The organism is Embleya sp. NPDC127516, from assembly GCF_044765325.1.
GTDB lineage: Bacteria > Actinomycetota > Actinomycetes > Streptomycetales > Streptomycetaceae > Embleya.
Genome location: NZ_JBIWJT010000005.1, coordinates 224,529 through 242,819, shown reverse-complemented (window position 1 = coordinate 242,819; position 18,291 = coordinate 224,529). Strand labels below are relative to the sequence as shown.

Genomic DNA, 18,291 nt, shown 5'->3' with positions numbered 1-18,291 from the left:
GGAGCCGGGGATGAGCGGCGCGGCGAGGACGATGACCCGCATCCGGCTGGCCGCGCACCAGGCGAAGGGCTCGACCCGGACGCCGTTCGTGGTGCTCGTGGTCGGCCTGCTCGGCGGCGGCCTACTGTCGCTGCTCCTGCTCAACACCGCGCTCAACCAGGGCTCGTTCGAACTGAGCCGGCTGCAAAAGCGCCAGGACCAGCTCACCGACGACCGGGAGGCGCTCCAGCGCGAACTGGACGCCAAGGCCGCGCCGGGCGAACTCGCGCGACGTGCCCAGGAATTGGGCCTGGTCCCGGGCGGCAGCCCGGTGTTCATCGACCCGGCGACCGGGCAGGTGCTCGGCGTGCCGAAGCCGGCCACGTCCAAGCCGCCGCTGGTTCCCGAGGCCCCGGCGACCGCCGCGGCCACGACGCCCGTCGCACCGCCGGCGGGCGGTGGGGGTCCGGGGGCACCGGTTACCGCCGGGTCGGACCCGGCGGGGACGGCGGCGGGCACCGGGACGCCTGCCGTGCCCGCCACGCCCGGCGCCTTTGCCACGCCCGACGGCGCCGCCCCGGCCGTCCCGGTCCCGGCGGCGATGCCGCCGGCCTCCGACGCGCCGGCCGCCTCGGCAGGCCCCACGGCGCCGGAAGCCACCCCTTGACGCATGCCTTCGCCGACCGGTTCGCCCACCCCGGCGACCGGTCCCCTCGGCTCGGCGGGTCGGGCCACACCCGGGACCGTTCGGGCGATCCCGACGCGTCGGGCCACCGGCGGCGATCCCGCCGCGGGCCGGCCCGCGGCGGGATCGCCCGGGTGATGTCGACCGTCGGGCGGATGGGCGCCGAGCGGTCCGCCGAGGGAACTCGGGTCGGCCCCGATCACCGGCCCGCTCGTTGTACGTACGTGTCGCCGCGCGCGCCGCGCCGCCGAATCCAGGTGAAGGGACCTCGCGTTGACCGACGGACGCCGTGACCCCCGTGATCCGCGTGATCCCGACGAGCCGCGTTCGGCGGGGCGGGCCCGCCGGGAACGCGGTGCCGACCCGGCCGCGTCCTCGGAGCGCCGACCCCGCCCGGTGGCCCGGCCCCGAGCGGCCGACGGCTCCGGGGCGGCGGAGGGCCGACGCCCGCGCCCGGGAGCGGGCGAGGAACCGGCAGGGCCGCGTGGCCCGCGTCGCCCGCGCGCGGGCGACCCGGAGCGGGCCGAGCCCGGTGCGGGTCGCCCACGCGCGAGTTCCGGGCAGCGGGACGAGCCCGGTGCGGAAACCCCGCGTTCCGGCCGTCCGCGTCGGCCGAGCGGCGGACAGGCGCCCCCGGCACGCCGGAGCGCCCGACCCGGGGATCCCGACGCGCCCCGGTCGGCCCGCCAAGGCACGGCCGGCGGCCCGTCCGGTGAGCGCCCGGCCCGACCCCGCGGCGACGCGGCGTCCGGCGGGCGTCCGGCTCGGCCCCGGTCCGGTGCCGGCGCGTCGAGCGGCGAGGACTCGGCCCGGTCGGGCGCCTCCGAAGGGCGGTGGGGCCGCCCGCGCGGCGGTGCCGCGTCGTCCGGTGAGCGGCCGAGCCGGCCGCGTCCCGACAGCGGCGCCTCGGGTGGGCTCTGGTCCCGGTTGCGGGCGGGGGACGCCGGCTCGGGCGAGCGTTCGGCCCGCGCCGGTGACGCGGCCTCCGCCGGGCGCCCGCCGCGCCCGCGTGGCGATGCCGGGTGGTCCGGCGGGTCCGGTGCGGGTTCGGCCGGGTCCGGGCGGCGCACGGGTGAGGGCACGCGCTCCCGTGAGGAGCGTTCGGGCGCGCGTCGGCCGCGGCCGAGGTCGGCGGAGGCATCGGTCGAGGGCGGTGCCGGTGCGCGCCCCGGTGTACGCCCGCGTCCGCGGCCGGACGCGCGGGGCGTCGATGTGCCCGGCCGTCCGGAGCGGACCCGGCGTCCGCGCCCGGTCACCGGTGACGGTTCCGCGCGCGGCGCCCGGGACGCCGTGCGGGCCGACCATGCCGGCGCACGCCCGGCGCGCCCGGCCCGACCGCGTCCGGGCGCGGCCCGGCCCGGGCGTACTCGCGACGCGCACGCGTCCGGGCGTCCCCGGCCCGCCCGGCGACCCCGGAGCGCCGCCCGGATGGGCGACCCGCGCAAGCGGCTGCGGATCGGGCTGATCGCGCTCGGCGTGGTGCTGACCCTGTTCGCCGGCCGACTGCTCCAGTTGCAGGCGCTGGACGCCCCCGCGTACGCCGCCCAGGCCGCCGCCAAGCGCACCCAGACCGTCAACGTACCGGCCGAACGCGGTGCGCTCACCGACGCGTTCGGGGTGAGCCTGGCCAAGTCGGTGGACGCGTACGACGTCACCGCCGACCCGACCCAGGTGCAGAAGTACGACCCGCACGCCACCGCGCTGGCGCTGGCCCCGCTGGTGAACGGCGACCCGGTCGCCCTCGAGGAGAAGCTGCGCACCCCCAAGTCCCGCTACGTGGTGCTCGCCCAGCAGGTCGAGCCCGCGGTGTGGAACAACATCCGCCAGGTGCAGAAGGACCTGGGCAAGGTGCGCCGCAACGACCTGGTCGGCATCTACTCGACCAAGCACAGCAAGCGGGTCTACCCGGCCGGACCGGTCGGCGCGAACCTGGTCGGCTTCGTCAACGCCACCGGACACGGCGGCGGCGGCCTGGAGATGACCCTGGACGGCCAACTGGCGGGCAAGGACGGGCGGACCACCCAGGAGATGGTCTACGGCCGCCGGGTGCCCACCTCCGACCTCACCGGCAGGGAGGCGGTGCCCGGTGCCGACGTGCAACTGACCGTCTCGCGCGACCTCCAGTGGTACGCCGAGCAGTTGATCGGCGCCAAGGTCGCCGAGACCAAGTCCGAGTCGGGCACCGTGGTGGTCCAGGACGTGCGCAGCGGACAGATACTGGCGATGGCCACCGCGCCCGGCTACGACCCCAACCGGATCGGCCCCGGCGACGTGCACAACCTGGGCAACCGGGCCGTCGAGGAGGCCTACGAGCCGGGCAGCACCGGCAAGGTGATGACCATGGCCGCGGTCATCCAGGAGGGCAAGGCCGCCCCGGGCACCCACGTGACCGTGCCGAACCGACTCGCCCGCGCCGACCAGATGTTCAAGGACGAGCACGACCACGCCACGCAGCAGCTGACCCTGGCCGGCGTACTGGCCAAGTCCAGCAACATCGGCACGATCCTGGCCTCGGAACAACTCTCGCCCCACCGCGCCGAGGCCAACGCCAAGCTGCACGACTACCTGACCCGGTTCGGCGTCGGACAACCCACCGGGCTGAAGTTCCCGGGCGAGACGCCCGGCATCCTGGCCCCGGCGCCGAAGTGGAACGGCTCCCAGCAGTACACGATCCCCTTCGGTCAGGGCCTGTCGGTCAACTCGGTGCAGGCCACCTCGGTGTTCCAGACCATCGCCAACGGCGGCGTGCGGATCGAACCGAGCCTGGTCAAGGGCAGCACCGGCCCGGACGGGAAGTTCAAGCCCGCCGCCGCGCCCAAGTCGAACGTCGTGGTCAGCCCGGAGACCGCCCGCCAGGTGGCCGACATGCTGGAGACGGTGGTCGCCGACGACGGCGGCACCGGCAAGAACGGCCGGATCCCCGGCTACCGGGTCGCGGGCAAGACCGGCACCGCCAACCGGGTCGATCCCAAGACCGGCCGCTACAACGGCTACACGACCTCGTTCATCGGCTTCGCCCCGGCGGACAACCCGCAGGTCGTGGTGTCGGTCACGCTCCAGGCCCCGGGCATCGACGGCGGCGGCGGCAGCCTGTGCGCGCCGGTGTTCCAGCAGGTGATGACATTCGCGTTGCAGAGCCGCCGGATCGCCCCGAGCGGCGCCGCCCCGGTGGACCTGCCGATCGAGTGGTGACCGGCGCGGTGACCGGCCGGGTCCGCGGCTGCGCGGCCGGTCGCGGCACCGGGGCGAGGACGATCCGACGGCCCAAAGCGCGGTAGCCTGCCCGCCGTGCCCAACCGTGATCTGCGCCGCCCAGCCGAGGTGCGCCCCCAACCGCTGACCGGCCTGGCCGGGTTCGTCCGTGTTCCGTTGACCGGGGCCCCGAGCGATCCGGAGGCGACGCTGACGGGCGTCACCCACGACTCGCGGGCCGTGCGCCCGGGGGATCTGTACGCCGGGCTGCCCGGCGACAACTTCCACGGTGCCGTGTTCGCCGGGCAGGCCGCCGCGGCCGGAGCGGTGGCCCTGCTCACCGACGCGGCGGGCGCCGAACTCGCCGCCGACAGCGGCCTGCCGACCCTGGTGGTCGAGGATCCGCGCGGCCGACTGGGTGAGATCGCGGCCTGGGTCTACGGGCGACCCGCGGAGGACCTGGTGATGTTCGGCGTCACCGGCACCAACGGCAAGACCACCACCGCCTACCTGCTCGACGGCGGGCTGCGCGCCGGCGGCGGCACGACCGGGGTGATCGGCACCGTGGAGACCCGGATCGGCGAGGAGGTGGTGCCCAGCGTGCGCACCACGCCCGAGGCCACCGACGTCCAAGCGCTGCTCGCGTCGATGCTGGAGAACGGCGTCACCGCCGCGGTGATGGAGGTCTCCAGCCACGCGCTCGCGCTGGGCCGGGTCGACGGCACCGTGTACGACGTCGCGTTGTTCACCAACCTGTCGCAGGACCACCTGGACTTCCACGGGTCCATGGAGGAGTACTTCGCCACCAAGGCGGACCTGTTCACCCCGCGGCGCTCGCGGATCGGCGTGATCGACGTGGACGACGCCTACGGTCGCCGACTGGCGGCGCTGGCGAGCGTGCCGGTGCTGACCGTCTCGGCGACGGGGGCCCCGGACGCCGACTGGCGGGCCGAGAACGTCGACCTCGGTCCGGACGGCAGCCGCTTCACCGTGGTGGGCCCGGACGGGCACAAGGCCGACGCGAGCGTGCGGCTGGCCGGTCCGTTCAACGTGAGCAACGCGCTGTTGGCGATCGTCGCGCTGACCGCGGGCGGCGTCTCGCTCGCGGACGCGGTCGAGGGTGTGGGCCGGACCCCGGGCGTGCCCGGGCGGATGGAGCGGGTGGACGCGGGCCAGCCGTTCCTGGCCCTGGTCGACTTCGCGCACACCCCGGACGCGGTCCGGACGCTGCTCGAGGCACTACGTCCGGTGACCACCGGCACACTGACCATCGTGCTGGGCGCGGGCGGCGACCGGGACCGGGCCAAGCGCCCGCTGATGGCCGATGCCGCCGCCCGACTCGCCGACCGGGTCGTGCTCACCAGCGACAACCCGCGTTCGGAGGACCCGCTCGCGATCCTGGACGACATGCTCGCGGGCACCCGCGGGCCGGCCGAACCGCACGGCAGCGTGCTGGTCGAGCCGGACCGGACCGCGGCCATCGCGCTCGCGGTCGAGCGGGCCCGCGCGGGTGACACGGTCGTGATCGCGGGCAAAGGGCACGAGCAGGGCCAGGAGTTCGCGAACGCGGTCAAACACCCCTTCGACGACCGTGTCGAGCTGCGTCGCGCGCTGACCAGAACCATGCGAGGCGGCCCCGCGTCCCCGGAGCAGTCCGACGATGCGAGGATCGTGACCCCCGCACCATCAACGCACACCCCGACGTCCGAGACCCCGACCCCAGGCGTCCCGGCGACCGGCACCTCGCGTGCCGAGGAGACGAACCAGTGATTTCCACCACTCTTGCCGAGATCGCCACCGCTCTCGGAGGGCGGCTTTCGGGCGGCGCGGATCCGCACGCGCGCATCACCGCCGAGGTGGTCGTGGACTCCCGCAAGGTCGGCCCCGGCACGCTGTTCGTGGCCGTGCGCGGCGAGCGCGTCGACGGGCACGACTACGCGCGCGCCGCGATCGAGGCGGGCGCCGTCGCGGTCCTCGCGGAGCGCGACACCGACACCCCGGCGATCCTCGTCGATGACGTGGTCGCGGCACTCGGCCGACTCGCCCGGTCGATCACCGAGCGGCATCCCGACACCACGGTGATCGCGCTGACCGGGTCCTCCGGCAAGACGAGCACCAAGGACCTGCTCGGCCAGGTGCTCGCCACCGCGGGCCCGACGATCGCCCCGAGCGGCAACTTCAACACCGAGATCGGCCTGCCGCTGACCGTCCTCGGCGTGACCGAGGAAACCCGGTACCTGGTCGCCGAGATGGGCGCCCGCCACGTCGGCGACATCGCCTACCTGTGCGAGCTCACCCCGCCCCGGATCGGCCTGGTGCTCAACGTCGGCTCCGCGCACATGGGCGAGTTCGGCGGGCGCGAGGGCATCGCCCGGGCCAAGGGCGAACTCGTCGAGGCATTGCCCGCCGACGGCGTGGCCGTGCTCAACCAGGACGACCCGCTGGTGCGGGCGATGGCCTCGCGCACCAAGGCCCGCGTGGTGACCTTCGGCGAGAGCGCGAAGGCCGACGTACGGGCCGAGAACGTGACACTCGACGAGCAGGGCCGGGCCTCCTTCACGCTGTGCGTGCCGGAGGGCAGTGCGCCGGTGATCTTGCGCCTGTACGGTGAGCACCACGTGGCCAACGCACTCGCGTGCGCCGCGGTGGCACGCGAAGTGGGCATGACCGTCGAGGACATCGCGGCGGCCCTCGGCGCGGCCGGTACGATCTCCCGCTGGCGGATGGAAGTCACCCGCAGGGACGACGGGGTGACCGTCGTGAACGACGCGTACAACGCCAACCCGGAGTCGATGCGAGCCGCGCTCAAGGCGCTCGTCGCGATGGCGGGCGGCAATCGTACGTTCGCCGTGCTGGGTGCGATGCGGGAGCTGGGCGAGGAGTCGCTGACCGAGCACGACGCGATCGGGCGGCTCGCGGTACGCCTGAACATCCACCGGCTGGTGGCCGTGGGCGGCAGGGAGGCCGCCTGGATCGACATGGGCGCGAAGAACGAGGGTTCGTGGGGTGAGGAGTCGGTGCTGGTGCCCGACGTAGAGGCGGCCGTCGAACTACTCCGGGGCGAACTGGCCCCGGGCGACGTCGTACTGGTGAAGGCTTCCCGAGGGGTGGCCCTGGAACGGCTCGCGGACGCGCTGTTGGCGGACGCGGCCGGGGACGACGTGAGCAACTCGGAGGTGCACGGGTGAGGGCCATCCTCATCGCCGGCGGCATCGCCCTGGTGCTGTCGCTGATCGGTACGCCGCTCGCGATCCGAATCCTGGTCAAGCGTGGCTACGGCCAGCTCATCCGGGACGACGGTCCGGCCGGACACCACAGCAAGCGCGGTACGCCCACCATGGGCGGCGCGGTGATCATCCTGGCGGCGCTCGCGGGCTACGGCGGCGCCAAGGCGATCACGCTGGAGACCCCGAGCGCGTCCGCGCTGCTGGTGCTGTATCTGATGGCGGGCCTGGGCCTGGTCGGCTTCGTCGACGACTTCATCAAGATCGTCAAGCAGCGCAGCCTGGGTCTGCGGGCCAAGGCCAAGCTGGCCGGACAGTCCTTCGTGGGCATCTCGTTCGCGCTGCTGGCCATCCAGTTCAAGGACGCGCGTGGGTTCACCCCGGCGTCCACCCACCTGTCCTTCGTGCAGGACACCGCGCTGGACCTGACGCCGGTGTTCTTCGTGATCTGGGCCTACATCCTGATCGCCGGGCACTCCAACGGCGTCAACCTCACCGACGGCCTGGACGGCCTCGCCACCGGCGCGTCGGTGATCGTCTTCGGTGCCTACACCTTCATCGGGGTCTGGCAGTACGGCCAGTCCTGCCTGAACGCCCCCGGCGTCGGCTGCTACGACGTGCGCGATCCGCTGGACCTGGCGATCGTGTCCGCGGCGATGATGGGCTCGTGTTTCGGCTTCCTGTGGTGGAACACGTCACCGGCGAAGATCTTCATGGGCGACACCGGATCGCTCGCACTCGGCGGCGCGCTCGCGGGCCTGGCCATCCTGACCCGTACCGAACTGCTGTCCGCGCTCATCGGCGGGCTGTTCCTGATCATCTCGTTGTCGGTGATCATCCAGGTGGGCTACTTCAAGATGACCGGCAAACGGGTGTTCAAAATGGCGCCGCTCCAGCACCATTTCGAACTCAAGGGGTGGACCGAAGTACTCATCGTGGTTCGGTTCTGGATCATCGCCGGCCTGTGCGCCATTCTCGGGATCGGCATCTTCTACGCGGGCTGGGTTACGGGACAGTAAGAGACGTGAGTACGAAAGACCTGAGCACCTTCACCCATCACGGTGCGCCGTGGGCCGAGTTGTCGTTCTGTGTCGCGGGCACCGGGGTCACCGGCGCGTCCGCGGTCCGGGCGCTGCACGGCCTCGGCGCGCGCGTCGTGGCGATCGACGGCTCCGCCGACGACAACGCCCGGCGGCGCGCCGAGGAGTTGGGCGCGCTGGGCGTCGACGTGCGCCTGGGCGACGACGAGAGCCTGCCGGAGCGGGTGGACGTGCTGATCGCCTCGCCCGGACTGCGGCCCACCAAGCCGCTGTTCGCCGCCGCGCGCGCGGCCGGCGTGCCGGTGTGGGGCGATGTGGAGCTGGCGTGGCGGCTGCGCCCGCGGGAGAACCCCGCGCCGTGGCTGGCGATCACCGGCACCAACGGCAAGACCACGACCGTGCGCATGCTCGCCTCGATCCTGGAGGCGTCCGGCAAGCGGGTGGCGGCGGCCGGCAACGTGGGCACACCGGTGGTGGACGCGGTGCTCGCCCGCGACGGTGACGGCGAACCGGCCTACGACGTTCTCGCGTTGGAGCTGTCCAGCTTCCAACTGCACTGGTTGCCGACCTGGGAGGAAAGCCCCAAGGACGACGCCGGCGCGCCGCGGATGCTGGCCGCGGCGGTGCTCAACATCGCGCCGGACCACCTGGACTGGCACGGCTCGCCGGAGGCGTACGCGGCGGACAAGGGCCGGATCTACGGCGGTTGCCAGATCGCCTGCGTGTACAACCTCGCCGACCCGCAGACCGAGCAGCTCGTGCACGAGGCCGAGGTCGAGGAGGGCTGCCGCGCGGTCGGCTTCGGGCTCGGCCCGCCGGGGCTGTCCGACTTCGGGGTGGTCGACGACCTGCTCGTGGACCGGGCGTTCGTGCCCGACCGGCACAGCACCGCGGCCGAACTGGCCGGCGTGGGCGACGTGAACCCGCCCGCGCCGCACAACGTGGCGAACGCGCTGGCCGCCGCCGCGCTGGCGCGTGCCTACGGCGTGCGGCCGGTGGCGGTGCGCGACGGGCTGCGCGCCTTCCGGCCGGACGCGCACCGCATCGCGCACGTGGCCACCGTGGCCGGCGTCGACTACGTGGACGACTCCAAGGCCACCAACGGGCACGCCGCGGCGGCCTCGCTGGCCGCCTACCGGGACATCGTGTGGATCGCCGGCGGCCTGGCCAAGGGCGCGTCCTTCGACGACCTGGTCTCCGGCGCGAAGAACCGGCTGCGCGCGGTGGTGCTGATGGGCGCCGACCGCGCGGTGATCAGGGACGCGCTCGCGCGACACGCCCCCGATGTCCCCGTGGTGGAGGTCGCCGCGACCGACACTGGGGCCATGGAACAGGTCGTGGGCGAGGCGGCGGCGCTGGCGCGGCCGGGGGACACCGTGCTGCTCGCGCCCGCGTGCGCGTCGATGGACATGTACGCCAACTACGGCAGGCGTGGCGACGCGTTCGCCGAAGCGGTCCGCGGGCTCGACACAGCGGCCGGCTGACCGGGCGAGCGATGGCCGCCGGTCCGCAGACGCGCGAGGCACGCCCCACGCCCACCGCCGACAAGCGGCGGCCGTGGGGCGGTTCGCGGTTGCCCAAACCGCGCGCGAGGCCCGCGCCGCGTCCGGCGGGCTCGGCGCGCCGCGAACTGCGCCGGGCCCTGGACAGCCCGCTGACCGCCTACTACCTGCTGCTCGGCTCGGGCCTGCTGCTGACGGTGCTGGGCCTGGTGATGGTGCTCTCCGCGTCGCAGATCACCTCCCGGACGATCTACGGCTCCTTCGACGAGATCTTCACCAAGCAGTTGATCGCGGTCGCCATGGGATTCCCGCTGATGTGGATCGCGTCACGTCTGCCGCTGCGCTGGTATCGCCGGCTGGCGTACCCGTTCCTGATCGGTTGCGTCGGCGCGTTGTGCCTGGTCCTGGTGCCCGGCCTGGGCATCGAGGTGAACGGCAACCGGAACTGGATCGGCTTCGGCTCGTTCCAGATCCAGCCCTCCGAGTTCGCCAAGCTGGGCCTGGTGTTGTGGGGGGCCGACGTGCTCACCCGCAAGCGCCGGCTGCTCGGCCAGTGGCGGCACATGTTCGTCCCGCTGCTGCCCGGCGCCCTGGTGATCCTGTTCCTGGTGCTGCTCGGCGGCGACATGGGCACCGCGATGATCATCACCGTGCTGGTGCTTGCGCTGTTGTGGATCGCCGGCGCGCCGGGCCGGTTGTTCGCCATGGCGATCGCCGTGGTGGCCGTGCTGGCCACCGTGCTGATCGTGCTCAAGCCGCACCGGGCCGCCCGCTTCGCGGGCTTCCTGGATCCGTTCTCCGACCCCAACGGCAGCACGCTGCAGGCCGCGCAGGGCATCTACTCGCTGGCCACGGGCGGCTGGTTCGGCAGTGGAATCGGGACAAGTTACGGCAAATGGGGCACTTTGCCCGAGGCGCATACAGACTTCATCTTCGCCGTCATCGGCGAGGAATTGGGTCTCGTGGGGACGCTGTCCGTACTCACCCTCTTCGCGGCCCTAGGCTATGCAGGTATCCGCGTCGCGAGTCGGACGAAAGACCAGTTCGTACGGCTCGCCGCGGGTGGCGCGACCGCGTGGATCATGGCCCAGGTCATGATCAACGTCGGAGCGGTGCTCGGCCTGCTGCCGATCGCCGGAGTGCCGTTGCCATTGGTGTCCTACGGAGGTTCCGCCCTGCTTCCGACCATGTTCGCCGTGGGCATGCTGTTGTCCTTCGCCCGAGGTGAGCCAAAGGCCGAGGCGGCGCTCGCCGCACGCGGGCCCGGGGCGGTTCGTCGAGCGTTCGCGCGGATCCTGCCGCGCAGGGATGGGTGAATCAGGTGCATGTCGTCCTTGCCGGCGGAGGAACCGCCGGGCACATCGAGCCCGCTCTGGCATTGGCGGACGCGCTGCGCCGCCAGAACCCCAATGTGGGTATCACGGCGCTCGGCACGGCCAAGGGCCTGGAGACCAAGCTCGTTCCCGCTCGCGGCTACGAACTCGCTCTGATCCCGGCCGTGCCGTTGCCGCGCAAGCCCACGCCCGAACTGATGACCGTCCCCGGTCGACTGCGCGGCACCATCCGCGAGGCCGCGGCCGTCCTGGAGCGGACCAACGCGTCCTGCCTGGTCGGCTTCGGCGGCTACGTCGCGCTGCCCGGCTACCTCGCGGCCAAGCGCCAGGGCGTGCCCACCGTGGTGCACGAGGCCAACGCCCGGCCGGGCCTGGCCAACAAGATCGGCGCCCGGTACACCCGATTCGTCGCGGTGAGCACGCCCGACAGCAAGCTGCGCGGCGCTCGCTACATCGGCATCCCGCTGCGCCGCGCGATCGCCACGCTGGACCGCAACGCGCTGCGCGACGAGGCCCGGGCGATGTTCGGCCTGGACCCGATGCGGCCCACGCTGCTGGTGTTCGGCGGCTCGCAGGGCGCCCGGCGGCTGAACGAGACGCTCGCCGCCACCGCGCAACAACTGCTCGCCGAGGGCGTGCAGGTGCTGCACGCGGCCGGCCCCAACAACGAGTTGAAGATCACCTCCCCGCCCGGCGGACCGGCCTACGTCGTGGTGCCCTACCTGGACCGGATGGACCTGGCCTACGCGGCGGCCGACATGGTGCTGTGCCGGGCCGGCGCGATGACCTGCGCCGAACTGGCCGCGGTCGGCCTGCCCGCGGCCTACGTACCGCTGCCGATCGGCAACGGCGAGCAGCGGCTGAACGCGCAGCCCGTGGTCAAGGCGGGCGGCGGCCTGCTGGTGGACGACGCGGACCTGACCCCGGACTGGATCCGCTCCTCCGTGCTGCCGGTGCTCACCGACGCGCGCAGGCTGCACGACATGGGCAAGGCGGCGGCCGAGTTCGGCCGGCGCGACGCGGACGAGGAGTTGGTCCGGATGGTCCACGAGGCGATCGCCGCCGCGCGGTTGCCCCAGTAGCGCGGGCCGGGGGGAGCGTTCTTGCCCAGGACGAGGGAGCGCGCGCCGGGGCGACCGGCGAAGGCCGGGCGGCCGCCGCGCCGGCGCTGGACCAACCTGCGCCCGCTCCTGGTCCTGGTGCTGCTCGTGCTGGTCGCGGTCACCGGTTGGGCGCTCGTCTACCACTCGCCGCTGCTGGACACTCGCAAAGTGGCCGTCGGCGGCCTGGGCGCGCTGCCCCGGGATCAGGTCGCGCACGTGGCGGCGGTGCCGATCGGCGAGCCGCTGGCCTCCGTCGACCTGGACGCGATCCGGGCCCGGGTGGCCGCGATCCCGCGAGTGGCCTCGGTCCGCGTCGAGCGGGACTGGCCTCACACGGTGCGGATCTCGGTGCGCGAACGGGTGACCGCGCTGGTGATGCCGGACGCGGGCCGCTATGCGGAGATCGACAAGGACGGCGTACGGTTCGGTACGGTGGACGCCGCGCCGCCGGGGGTGCCGGTCGTCAAGGCCGACGCCAACACGGTGAGTACGCAAACGCTACGGGGGGTGGTGCAGGTGGTATCGGCCTTGCCGCCGCCGGTCGCCCAACGTGTACGTGACATCACCGCTCGAACGCGCGACGACATCGTGCTCGTGCTCGACAAGGGCGAGACCGTGCTGTGGGGCGGGGCCGACGCGTCCGACCGCAAGGCCCTCGTACTCGCGGCGCTGTTGCCGCGGCCCGCCAAGTTCTACGACGTCAGCGCGCCCGACGCGCCGGTGACCCGAACCCAGCCGTTTCCCTCGCTCGCGCCGCCGGCGCCCGCGCAGTCGTTACCTCCGGTCGCACCCGCGGCGGCGGTTTCGACCTCGCCCGCCGTGTGACGTGGAGCGAAAGCACCCCGTCACTGCGATAAAACAATAGGGACAGGTTCGGCGTGTTCGTTGAACCGTGTCCGATGGGGACCTAGTGTCGGCCTAGCCCCAGGTTGACAAAGCAGTAATCCGCACCGTTCGCATCGGCGGCATTCGACGCGAATCGGTGTAACTCTATACCTGAGGGTGAGGGTTTTGGTGGCTCGCGGAAATCGCGTCCCGACCTCCCCAAGTCGGCAAATGTCGGCATGCCGGAACCACGGCGTGCCGACCGGAACTCGAGGCGAGAGGCCTTCGACGTGGCAGCACCCCAGAACTACCTCGCAGTCATCAAGGTGGTCGGTATCGGCGGTGGCGGTGTCAACGCCATCAACCGGATGATCGAGGTCGGTCTCAAGGGCGTCGAGTTCATCGCGATCAACACCGACGCCCAAGCCCTCCTCATGAGCGACGCCGACGTCAAGCTCGACGTCGGCCGGGAATTGACCCGCGGCCTCGGCGCCGGCGCCAACCCCGACGTCGGTCGCAAGGCCGCCGAGGACCACCGCGAGGAGATCGAGGAGGTCCTCAAGGGGGCCGACATGGTCTTCGTCACGGCGGGTGAGGGCGGCGGCACCGGCACCGGCGGCGCTCCCGTGGTGGCCAACATCGCCCGTTCGCTCGGCGCGCTCACCATCGGTGTGGTCACGCGCCCGTTCACCTTCGAGGGACGGCGGCGCGCGAACCAGGCCGAGGACGGCATCGCGCAGTTGCGCGACGAGGTCGACACCCTGATCGTCATCCCCAACGACCGACTGCTCTCCATCTCCGACCGGCAGGTCAGCGTCCTGGACGCGTTCCGCTCGGCCGACCAGGTGCTGCTGTCCGGTGTGCAGGGCATCACCGATCTGATCACCACGCCCGGCCTGATCAACCTGGACTTCGCCGACGTCAAGTCGGTGATGTCCGAGGCGGGTTCGGCGCTGATGGGGATCGGCTCGGCGCGCGGCGACGACCGTGCCGTGGCGGCGGCCGAGATGGCCATCTCCAGCCCGCTCCTGGAGGCGTCCATCGACGGCGCCCGGGGCGTGTTGCTGTCCATCTCCGGCGGCTCCGACCTCGGCCTGTTCGAGATCAACGAGGCCGCGCAACTGGTCAGCGAGGCCGCGCACCCCGAGGCCAACATCATCTTCGGCGCGGTCATCGACGACGCGCTCGGCGACGAGGTGCGGGTCACCGTGATCGCGGCCGGCTTCGACGGTGGGCAGCCGCCGTCCAAGAGCGAGTTGGGCAAGCCGGCGACCACGACCCAGGCGTCGCGGCCCGAGCCGGTGGGGCGGCCCGCGTCCAACCCGGGTCCGGGTGTGCTGCACGACCCGACCCCGGCGCCGACCAGCTACCCGGCGCCGACCACCCCGGGCCCGCGCACGCCGCTGGTGCCGGAACCGATCAAGGACGATCTGGATCTCGACATCCCGCCGTTCATGAAGTAGAAGACAATCGGCAGGTTGCAGCAGTAGCGAAAAAATTCGGACAAGGGGTGGGCCCGACGTGTTCACGCGAAGGGCCGCCGCCGGCGGCGCCCGTTTCGCCTTCACCGACCGGTGGGGCGGCACGGGCGCCGCGCCGTATGACGAACTGAACCTCGGCGACCATGTGGGCGACGATCCGCGCGTGGTCGCCGCGAACCGCGCGCGCACCGCCGAGGCGCTGGGCCTGTCGCCCGAACGGGTGGTCTGGATGAACCAGGTACACGGCAACACGGTCACCGTCGTCGACCGTGCCTCGGCCGAGCCGCTGCCCGCCACCGACGCCGTGGTCACCGCGACCCCGGGCCTGGCGCTCGTGGTCCTGGTCGCCGACTGCACCCCGGTACTGCTCGCCGATCCGCAGGCCGGCGTCGTGGCCGCCGCGCACGCCGGGCGGCCCGGACTGGCCGCGGGCGTGGTGCCCGCCGCGATCGAGGCGATGCGAGCCCTCGGCGCCGACCCGGCCCGGATCGTCGCGGAGACCGGCCCCGCGGTCTGCGGCGCCTGCTACGAGGTTCCCGAGGCGATGTGCGACGAAGTGTCCGCAGTTGTCCCAGCGGCCCGCGCGCGCACCCGTGAGGGCACTCCGGGGCTCGATATCCCGGCCGGCGTGTGGGCGCAACTCGCCGCGCAGGGGGTGGCGTCGGGTGAGAAATCGCACATCTGCACGCGCGAGTCGGCGGACCATTTCTCCTACCGGCGGGACCGGGCCACGGGTCGGATCGCCGGCTACGTGTGGCTCGCCGAGGGCTGACCCCGCCCGGGCGTGTTCGGCCCCCGTCGGCGACGATGGGCGAATGGAAACGCACGTTCATCCGAGCGCAGACCCCGCCGGGCGAGGCGCCGAACTCGCCGCCAACCTGGCCGCCGTCCGCGATCGCATCGCCACCGCGTGCGCCGCCGCCGGCCGCCCGCGCGAGGACGTCACCCTCGTCGTGGTGACCAAGACCCACCCGGCGAGCGACGTGCGACTGCTCGCCGGACTCGGCGTCCGCGACGTGGGCGAGAACCGCGACCAGGAGGCCGCGCCCAAGGCGGAGGCCACCGAGGACCTCGACCTGACGTGGCACTACGTCGGGCAACTGCAGACCAACAAGGCCAAATCGGTGGCCGGTTACGCCGATGTGGTGCACTCGCTGGACCGGGTCCGACTCGCCCACGCGCTGTCCGCCGCGGCGGTTCGGCAACACCGCACGATCACCGCGCTGTTGCAGGTCAGCCTGGATGAAGACCCGGCGCGCGGCGGGGTGTCGCCGGCCGATGTGGCGGAACTCGCGGACGTGGTGGCCCAGGCGCCGAACCTGACCCTGGGCGGGGTGATGGCGGTGGCCCCGCTGGGCGTGGAACCCGCCCGCGCGTTCGCCGGGTTGCGAGAAATCGCAACCCGCCTACGCGAAGCCCATCCGACTGCGAACATGGTTTCCGCGGGGATGAGCAACGACCTCGAAGCGGCCATCGAGGCTGGGGCGACACATGTACGCATCGGTACTGCGGTGCTCGGAGTCCGGCCTTCCCTCCGGTAGCGTCGCCGTGAAGTGGATCGCACGACCCACGGTGACCTCAGCCGATCCACCGTGAGACCGGAGGAAGCGGAACATGGCCGGCGCAATGCGCAAGATGGCGGTCTACCTCGGCCTCGTGGAGGACGATGTCTACGAGTATGACGATTACGATGAGGACGACATCGGCCAGGACGGCCGCGACCGGGTCGAGCGCACCGATCGTCGCGAGGAGCGGCGGGACGAGCGTCGTGAGGAGCCACGTGAAGTACGCGAACCGCGTGGGGAATCGCGGGAACGTCGCGAGGATCTCGTTCGTGGAGCTACTGCCCTTCGCGAAGCGGGGGCCCTTCGCGACGAAGGCCGCCTTGAAGAACACCGCGCAACAGTGTCCGCCATGCCCGAACGCCGTCCCGAGAGCAGCACACCGGTGACCGTACACAAAGTCGTCAGCGAACGTGAGCCCTACCGCATCACGACGCTGCACCCGCGTACCTACAACGAAGCCCGCACGATCGGCGAGCACTTTCGCGAGAGCACGCCCGTGATCATGAACCTGACCGAAATGGAGGACACCGACGCCAAGCGCCTGGTGGACTTCGCCGCCGGTCTCGTGTTCGGTCTGCACGGCAGCATCGAGCGGGTCACCCAAAAAGTCTTCCTCCTGTCGCCTGCTAACGTCGATGTGACAGCCGAGGACAAGGCCCGCATCGCCGAGGGCGGGTTCTTCAATCAGAGCTGAGGTGTGCGAAAACTGAGGCTAGGTGCGGTCCTGACCAGAAGGACGGCACACGAGGGGGCAGGTACATGAGCATCGCGCTGGAGATCATCCGCATCGTGCTCTACTGCTTTTTGATCGTGTTGTTCTTCCGCTTGGTGATGGACTACGTGTTCCAGTTCGCGCGGTCGTACGAGCCGCGCGGGGCCATGGTGGTATTGCTGGAGGCGACGTACTCCATCACCGATCCACCGTTGAAGTTGCTGCGCAGGTTCATTCCTCCGCTGCGCCTCGGGGGTGTAGCACTCGACCTGTCCTTCTTCGTACTGATGATCATCGTCTACATCCTGATCTCCGTCGTGGGCAGGCTGTAAGCGGTACCGTCTGTCCGATGCCGACGATCACGCTGAGGTGAAGAGATGCCGTTGACCCCCGAAGACGTGCGTAACAAGCAGTTCACGACCGTCCGTCTCCGTGAGGGCTATGACGAGGACGAGGTCGATGCGTTCCTCGATGAGGTCGAGGGCGAACTGACCCGACTTCTCCGGGAAAACGAGGACCTGCGAGCGAAACTCGCGGCGGCGACCCGTGCCGCCGCGCAGAGTCAGCAGCAGGCTCAACAGCGCAAGGAGCGCGAGCGCCCCGACGCACCCGTCCCGGCAGCCATATCCGGGCCGACCCCGGTTCCCCCGCCGCCCCAGATGGGTGGACCGCAGGGGATGCAGGGCGGCCAGCACCAGATGCAGGGCGGCCCGCAGCAGCTCGGTCCCGGTGGACCGCAGCAGCACCCCATGGGGGGACCGCAGCAGCTCGGTCCCGGCATGAGCGGTCAGCACCAGCTCCAGGGCCCGCCGCAGCACCAGCTCCAGGGCGGCCCCGGCATGCAGAGCGGTCAGCACCAGCTGCCCGGTCAGCAGCAGCACCAGCTCCAGGGCGGCCAGCACCAGCTGCAGGGCGGCCCCGGGATGGGCAATTCCGGCATGAGCGGGCAACACCAGCTCCAGGGCCCGCCGCAGCACCAACAGCAGCTTCAGCAGCACCAGTTGCAGGGCGGCCCGCCGCAGCTCGGTCCCGGTGGACCGCAGCAGCAGATGGGCAACCCCGGTGGCGACAGTGCCGCCCGGGTGCTCGCGCTGGCGCAGCAGACGGCGGACCAGGCGATCGCCGAGGCCCGCTCCGAGGCGAACAAGATAGTGGGCGAGGCGCGCACCCGCGCCGAGGGCATGGAGCGCGACGCGCGTTCCAAGGCGGACGCCCTCGAGCGGGACGCGCAGGAGAAGCACCGCGTCGCGATGGGCTCGCTGGAGAGCGCCCGCGCCACGCTCGAGCGCAAGGTCGACGACCTGCGCGCGTTCGAGCGCGAGTACCGCACGCGCCTGAAGTCGTACCTGGAGAGCCAGCTCCGCCAGCTGGAGTCGCAGGCCGACGACTCGCTCGCGCCGCCGCGTACGCCGGCCACGGCCTCGTTGCCGCCGGCCATGTCGTCCGCGCCGGTACCGATGTCGCAGTCGATGTCCCAGCCTTCGTCGATGTCGCCGGCCATGACGCCGTCGATCGGGCAGCAGATGAGCCCGGCCATGACGCAGCAGATGTCGCCGGTGCGTCCGCAGGCCCCGCAGCCGCAGCAGATGCAGCAGCCGTCGCCGATGCGCGGGTTCCTGATCGACGAGGACCCCGACAACTGACCGGCC

15 protein-coding genes are annotated in these 18,291 nt (G+C 72.2%); all 15 read left to right on the top strand.

The annotated features are described in order from the left end of the window. Nucleotides 1-10: 10 nt before the first annotated feature. The 15 genes from ACIRL2_RS11745 (at nt 11) to ACIRL2_RS11675 (ending at nt 18,285) form a co-directional block, all read left to right on the top strand. Entirely contained in the window at nt 11-646 is a 636-nt protein-coding gene (locus ACIRL2_RS11745) for a septum formation initiator (RefSeq protein ID WP_402231753.1), read from the top strand. A gap of 1,446 nt (nt 647-2,092) precedes the next feature. Then, nucleotides 2,093-3,856, top strand: a complete 1,764-nt coding sequence (locus tag ACIRL2_RS11740) for a peptidoglycan D,D-transpeptidase FtsI family protein (protein ID WP_402231751.1) — start codon at nt 2,093-2,095, stop codon at nt 3,854-3,856. A 96-nt stretch (nt 3,857-3,952) separates the two neighbouring features. Continuing rightward, on the top strand, nt 3,953-5,626 hold the full coding sequence (locus ACIRL2_RS11735; protein WP_395862427.1) for a UDP-N-acetylmuramoyl-L-alanyl-D-glutamate--2,6-diaminopimelate ligase: 1,674 nt from the start codon (nt 3,953-3,955) through the stop codon (nt 5,624-5,626). Continuing rightward, nucleotides 5,623-7,044: a UDP-N-acetylmuramoyl-tripeptide--D-alanyl-D-alanine ligase gene (murF, locus tag ACIRL2_RS11730; protein ID WP_395862428.1), complete on the top strand. Its 1,422-nt coding sequence runs from the start codon at nt 5,623-5,625 to the stop codon at nt 7,042-7,044. Before ACIRL2_RS11735 ends, murF begins: the two co-directional genes overlap by 4 nt. Next, nucleotides 7,041-8,099: a phospho-N-acetylmuramoyl-pentapeptide-transferase gene (gene mraY, locus ACIRL2_RS11725; RefSeq protein WP_395862430.1), complete on the top strand. Its 1,059-nt coding sequence runs from the start codon at nt 7,041-7,043 to the stop codon at nt 8,097-8,099. Before murF ends, mraY begins: the two co-directional genes overlap by 4 nt. A gap of 5 nt (nt 8,100-8,104) precedes the next feature. Next, the gene (gene murD, locus ACIRL2_RS11720) at nt 8,105-9,604 is read left to right on the top strand and encodes a UDP-N-acetylmuramoyl-L-alanine--D-glutamate ligase (RefSeq protein WP_395862432.1); all 1,500 of its coding nucleotides are present in this window, start codon (nt 8,105-8,107) and stop codon (nt 9,602-9,604) included. An 11-nt stretch (nt 9,605-9,615) separates the two neighbouring features. Continuing rightward, nucleotides 9,616-10,938, top strand: a complete 1,323-nt coding sequence (gene ftsW, locus ACIRL2_RS11715) for a putative lipid II flippase FtsW (protein ID WP_402231748.1) — start codon at nt 9,616-9,618, stop codon at nt 10,936-10,938. 5 nt (nt 10,939-10,943) lie between these two features. Next, nucleotides 10,944-12,038 (top strand): undecaprenyldiphospho-muramoylpentapeptide beta-N-acetylglucosaminyltransferase, encoded by a 1,095-nt coding sequence (gene murG, locus ACIRL2_RS11710; protein WP_395862436.1) that lies wholly within the window; start codon nt 10,944-10,946, stop codon nt 12,036-12,038. A gap of 21 nt (nt 12,039-12,059) precedes the next feature. Beyond that, on the top strand, nt 12,060-12,884 hold the full coding sequence (locus tag ACIRL2_RS11705; RefSeq protein WP_402231745.1) for a cell division protein FtsQ/DivIB: 825 nt from the start codon (nt 12,060-12,062) through the stop codon (nt 12,882-12,884). A gap of 290 nt (nt 12,885-13,174) precedes the next feature. Continuing rightward, nucleotides 13,175-14,347 (top strand): cell division protein FtsZ, encoded by a 1,173-nt coding sequence (gene ftsZ, locus ACIRL2_RS11700; protein ID WP_395862440.1) that lies wholly within the window; start codon nt 13,175-13,177, stop codon nt 14,345-14,347. A 58-nt stretch (nt 14,348-14,405) separates the two neighbouring features. Beyond that, complete coding sequence (pgeF, locus tag ACIRL2_RS11695) at nt 14,406-15,137, top strand: peptidoglycan editing factor PgeF (protein WP_395862442.1); 732 nt, start codon at nt 14,406-14,408, stop codon at nt 15,135-15,137. Nucleotides 15,138-15,180: 43 nt separating this feature from the next. Further along, nucleotides 15,181-15,906 (top strand): YggS family pyridoxal phosphate-dependent enzyme, encoded by a 726-nt coding sequence (locus ACIRL2_RS11690; protein WP_395862443.1) that lies wholly within the window; start codon nt 15,181-15,183, stop codon nt 15,904-15,906. A 73-nt stretch (nt 15,907-15,979) separates the two neighbouring features. Continuing rightward, on the top strand, nt 15,980-16,624 hold the full coding sequence (locus ACIRL2_RS11685) for a cell division protein SepF (RefSeq protein ID WP_026218733.1): 645 nt from the start codon (nt 15,980-15,982) through the stop codon (nt 16,622-16,624). Nucleotides 16,625-16,689: 65 nt separating this feature from the next. Next, entirely contained in the window at nt 16,690-16,974 is a 285-nt protein-coding gene (locus ACIRL2_RS11680) for a YggT family protein (protein ID WP_020552920.1), read from the top strand. Between the two features lie 45 nt (nt 16,975-17,019). Further along, nucleotides 17,020-18,285, top strand: a complete 1,266-nt coding sequence (locus ACIRL2_RS11675; protein WP_395862445.1) for a DivIVA domain-containing protein — start codon at nt 17,020-17,022, stop codon at nt 18,283-18,285. The last annotated feature ends 6 nt before the right edge of the window (nt 18,286-18,291 follow it).

Excerpts from the sequence above, each read along its gene's own strand:
- ACIRL2_RS11745 (WP_402231753.1), top strand. The coding sequence starts at position 11 with ATGAGCGGCGCGGCGAGGACGATGACCCGCATCCGGCTGGCCGCGCAC.
- ACIRL2_RS11740 (WP_402231751.1), top strand. The coding sequence starts at position 2,093 with ATGGGCGACCCGCGCAAGCGGCTGCGGATCGGGCTGATCGCGCTCGGC.
- ftsW (WP_402231748.1), top strand. The coding sequence starts at position 9,616 with ATGGCCGCCGGTCCGCAGACGCGCGAGGCACGCCCCACGCCCACCGCC.
- ACIRL2_RS11690 (WP_395862443.1), top strand. The coding sequence starts at position 15,181 with ATGGAAACGCACGTTCATCCGAGCGCAGACCCCGCCGGGCGAGGCGCC.
- ACIRL2_RS11685 (WP_026218733.1), top strand. The coding sequence starts at position 15,980 with ATGGCCGGCGCAATGCGCAAGATGGCGGTCTACCTCGGCCTCGTGGAG.
- ACIRL2_RS11680 (WP_020552920.1), top strand. The coding sequence starts at position 16,690 with ATGAGCATCGCGCTGGAGATCATCCGCATCGTGCTCTACTGCTTTTTG.
- ACIRL2_RS11675 (WP_395862445.1), top strand. The coding sequence starts at position 17,020 with ATGCCGTTGACCCCCGAAGACGTGCGTAACAAGCAGTTCACGACCGTC.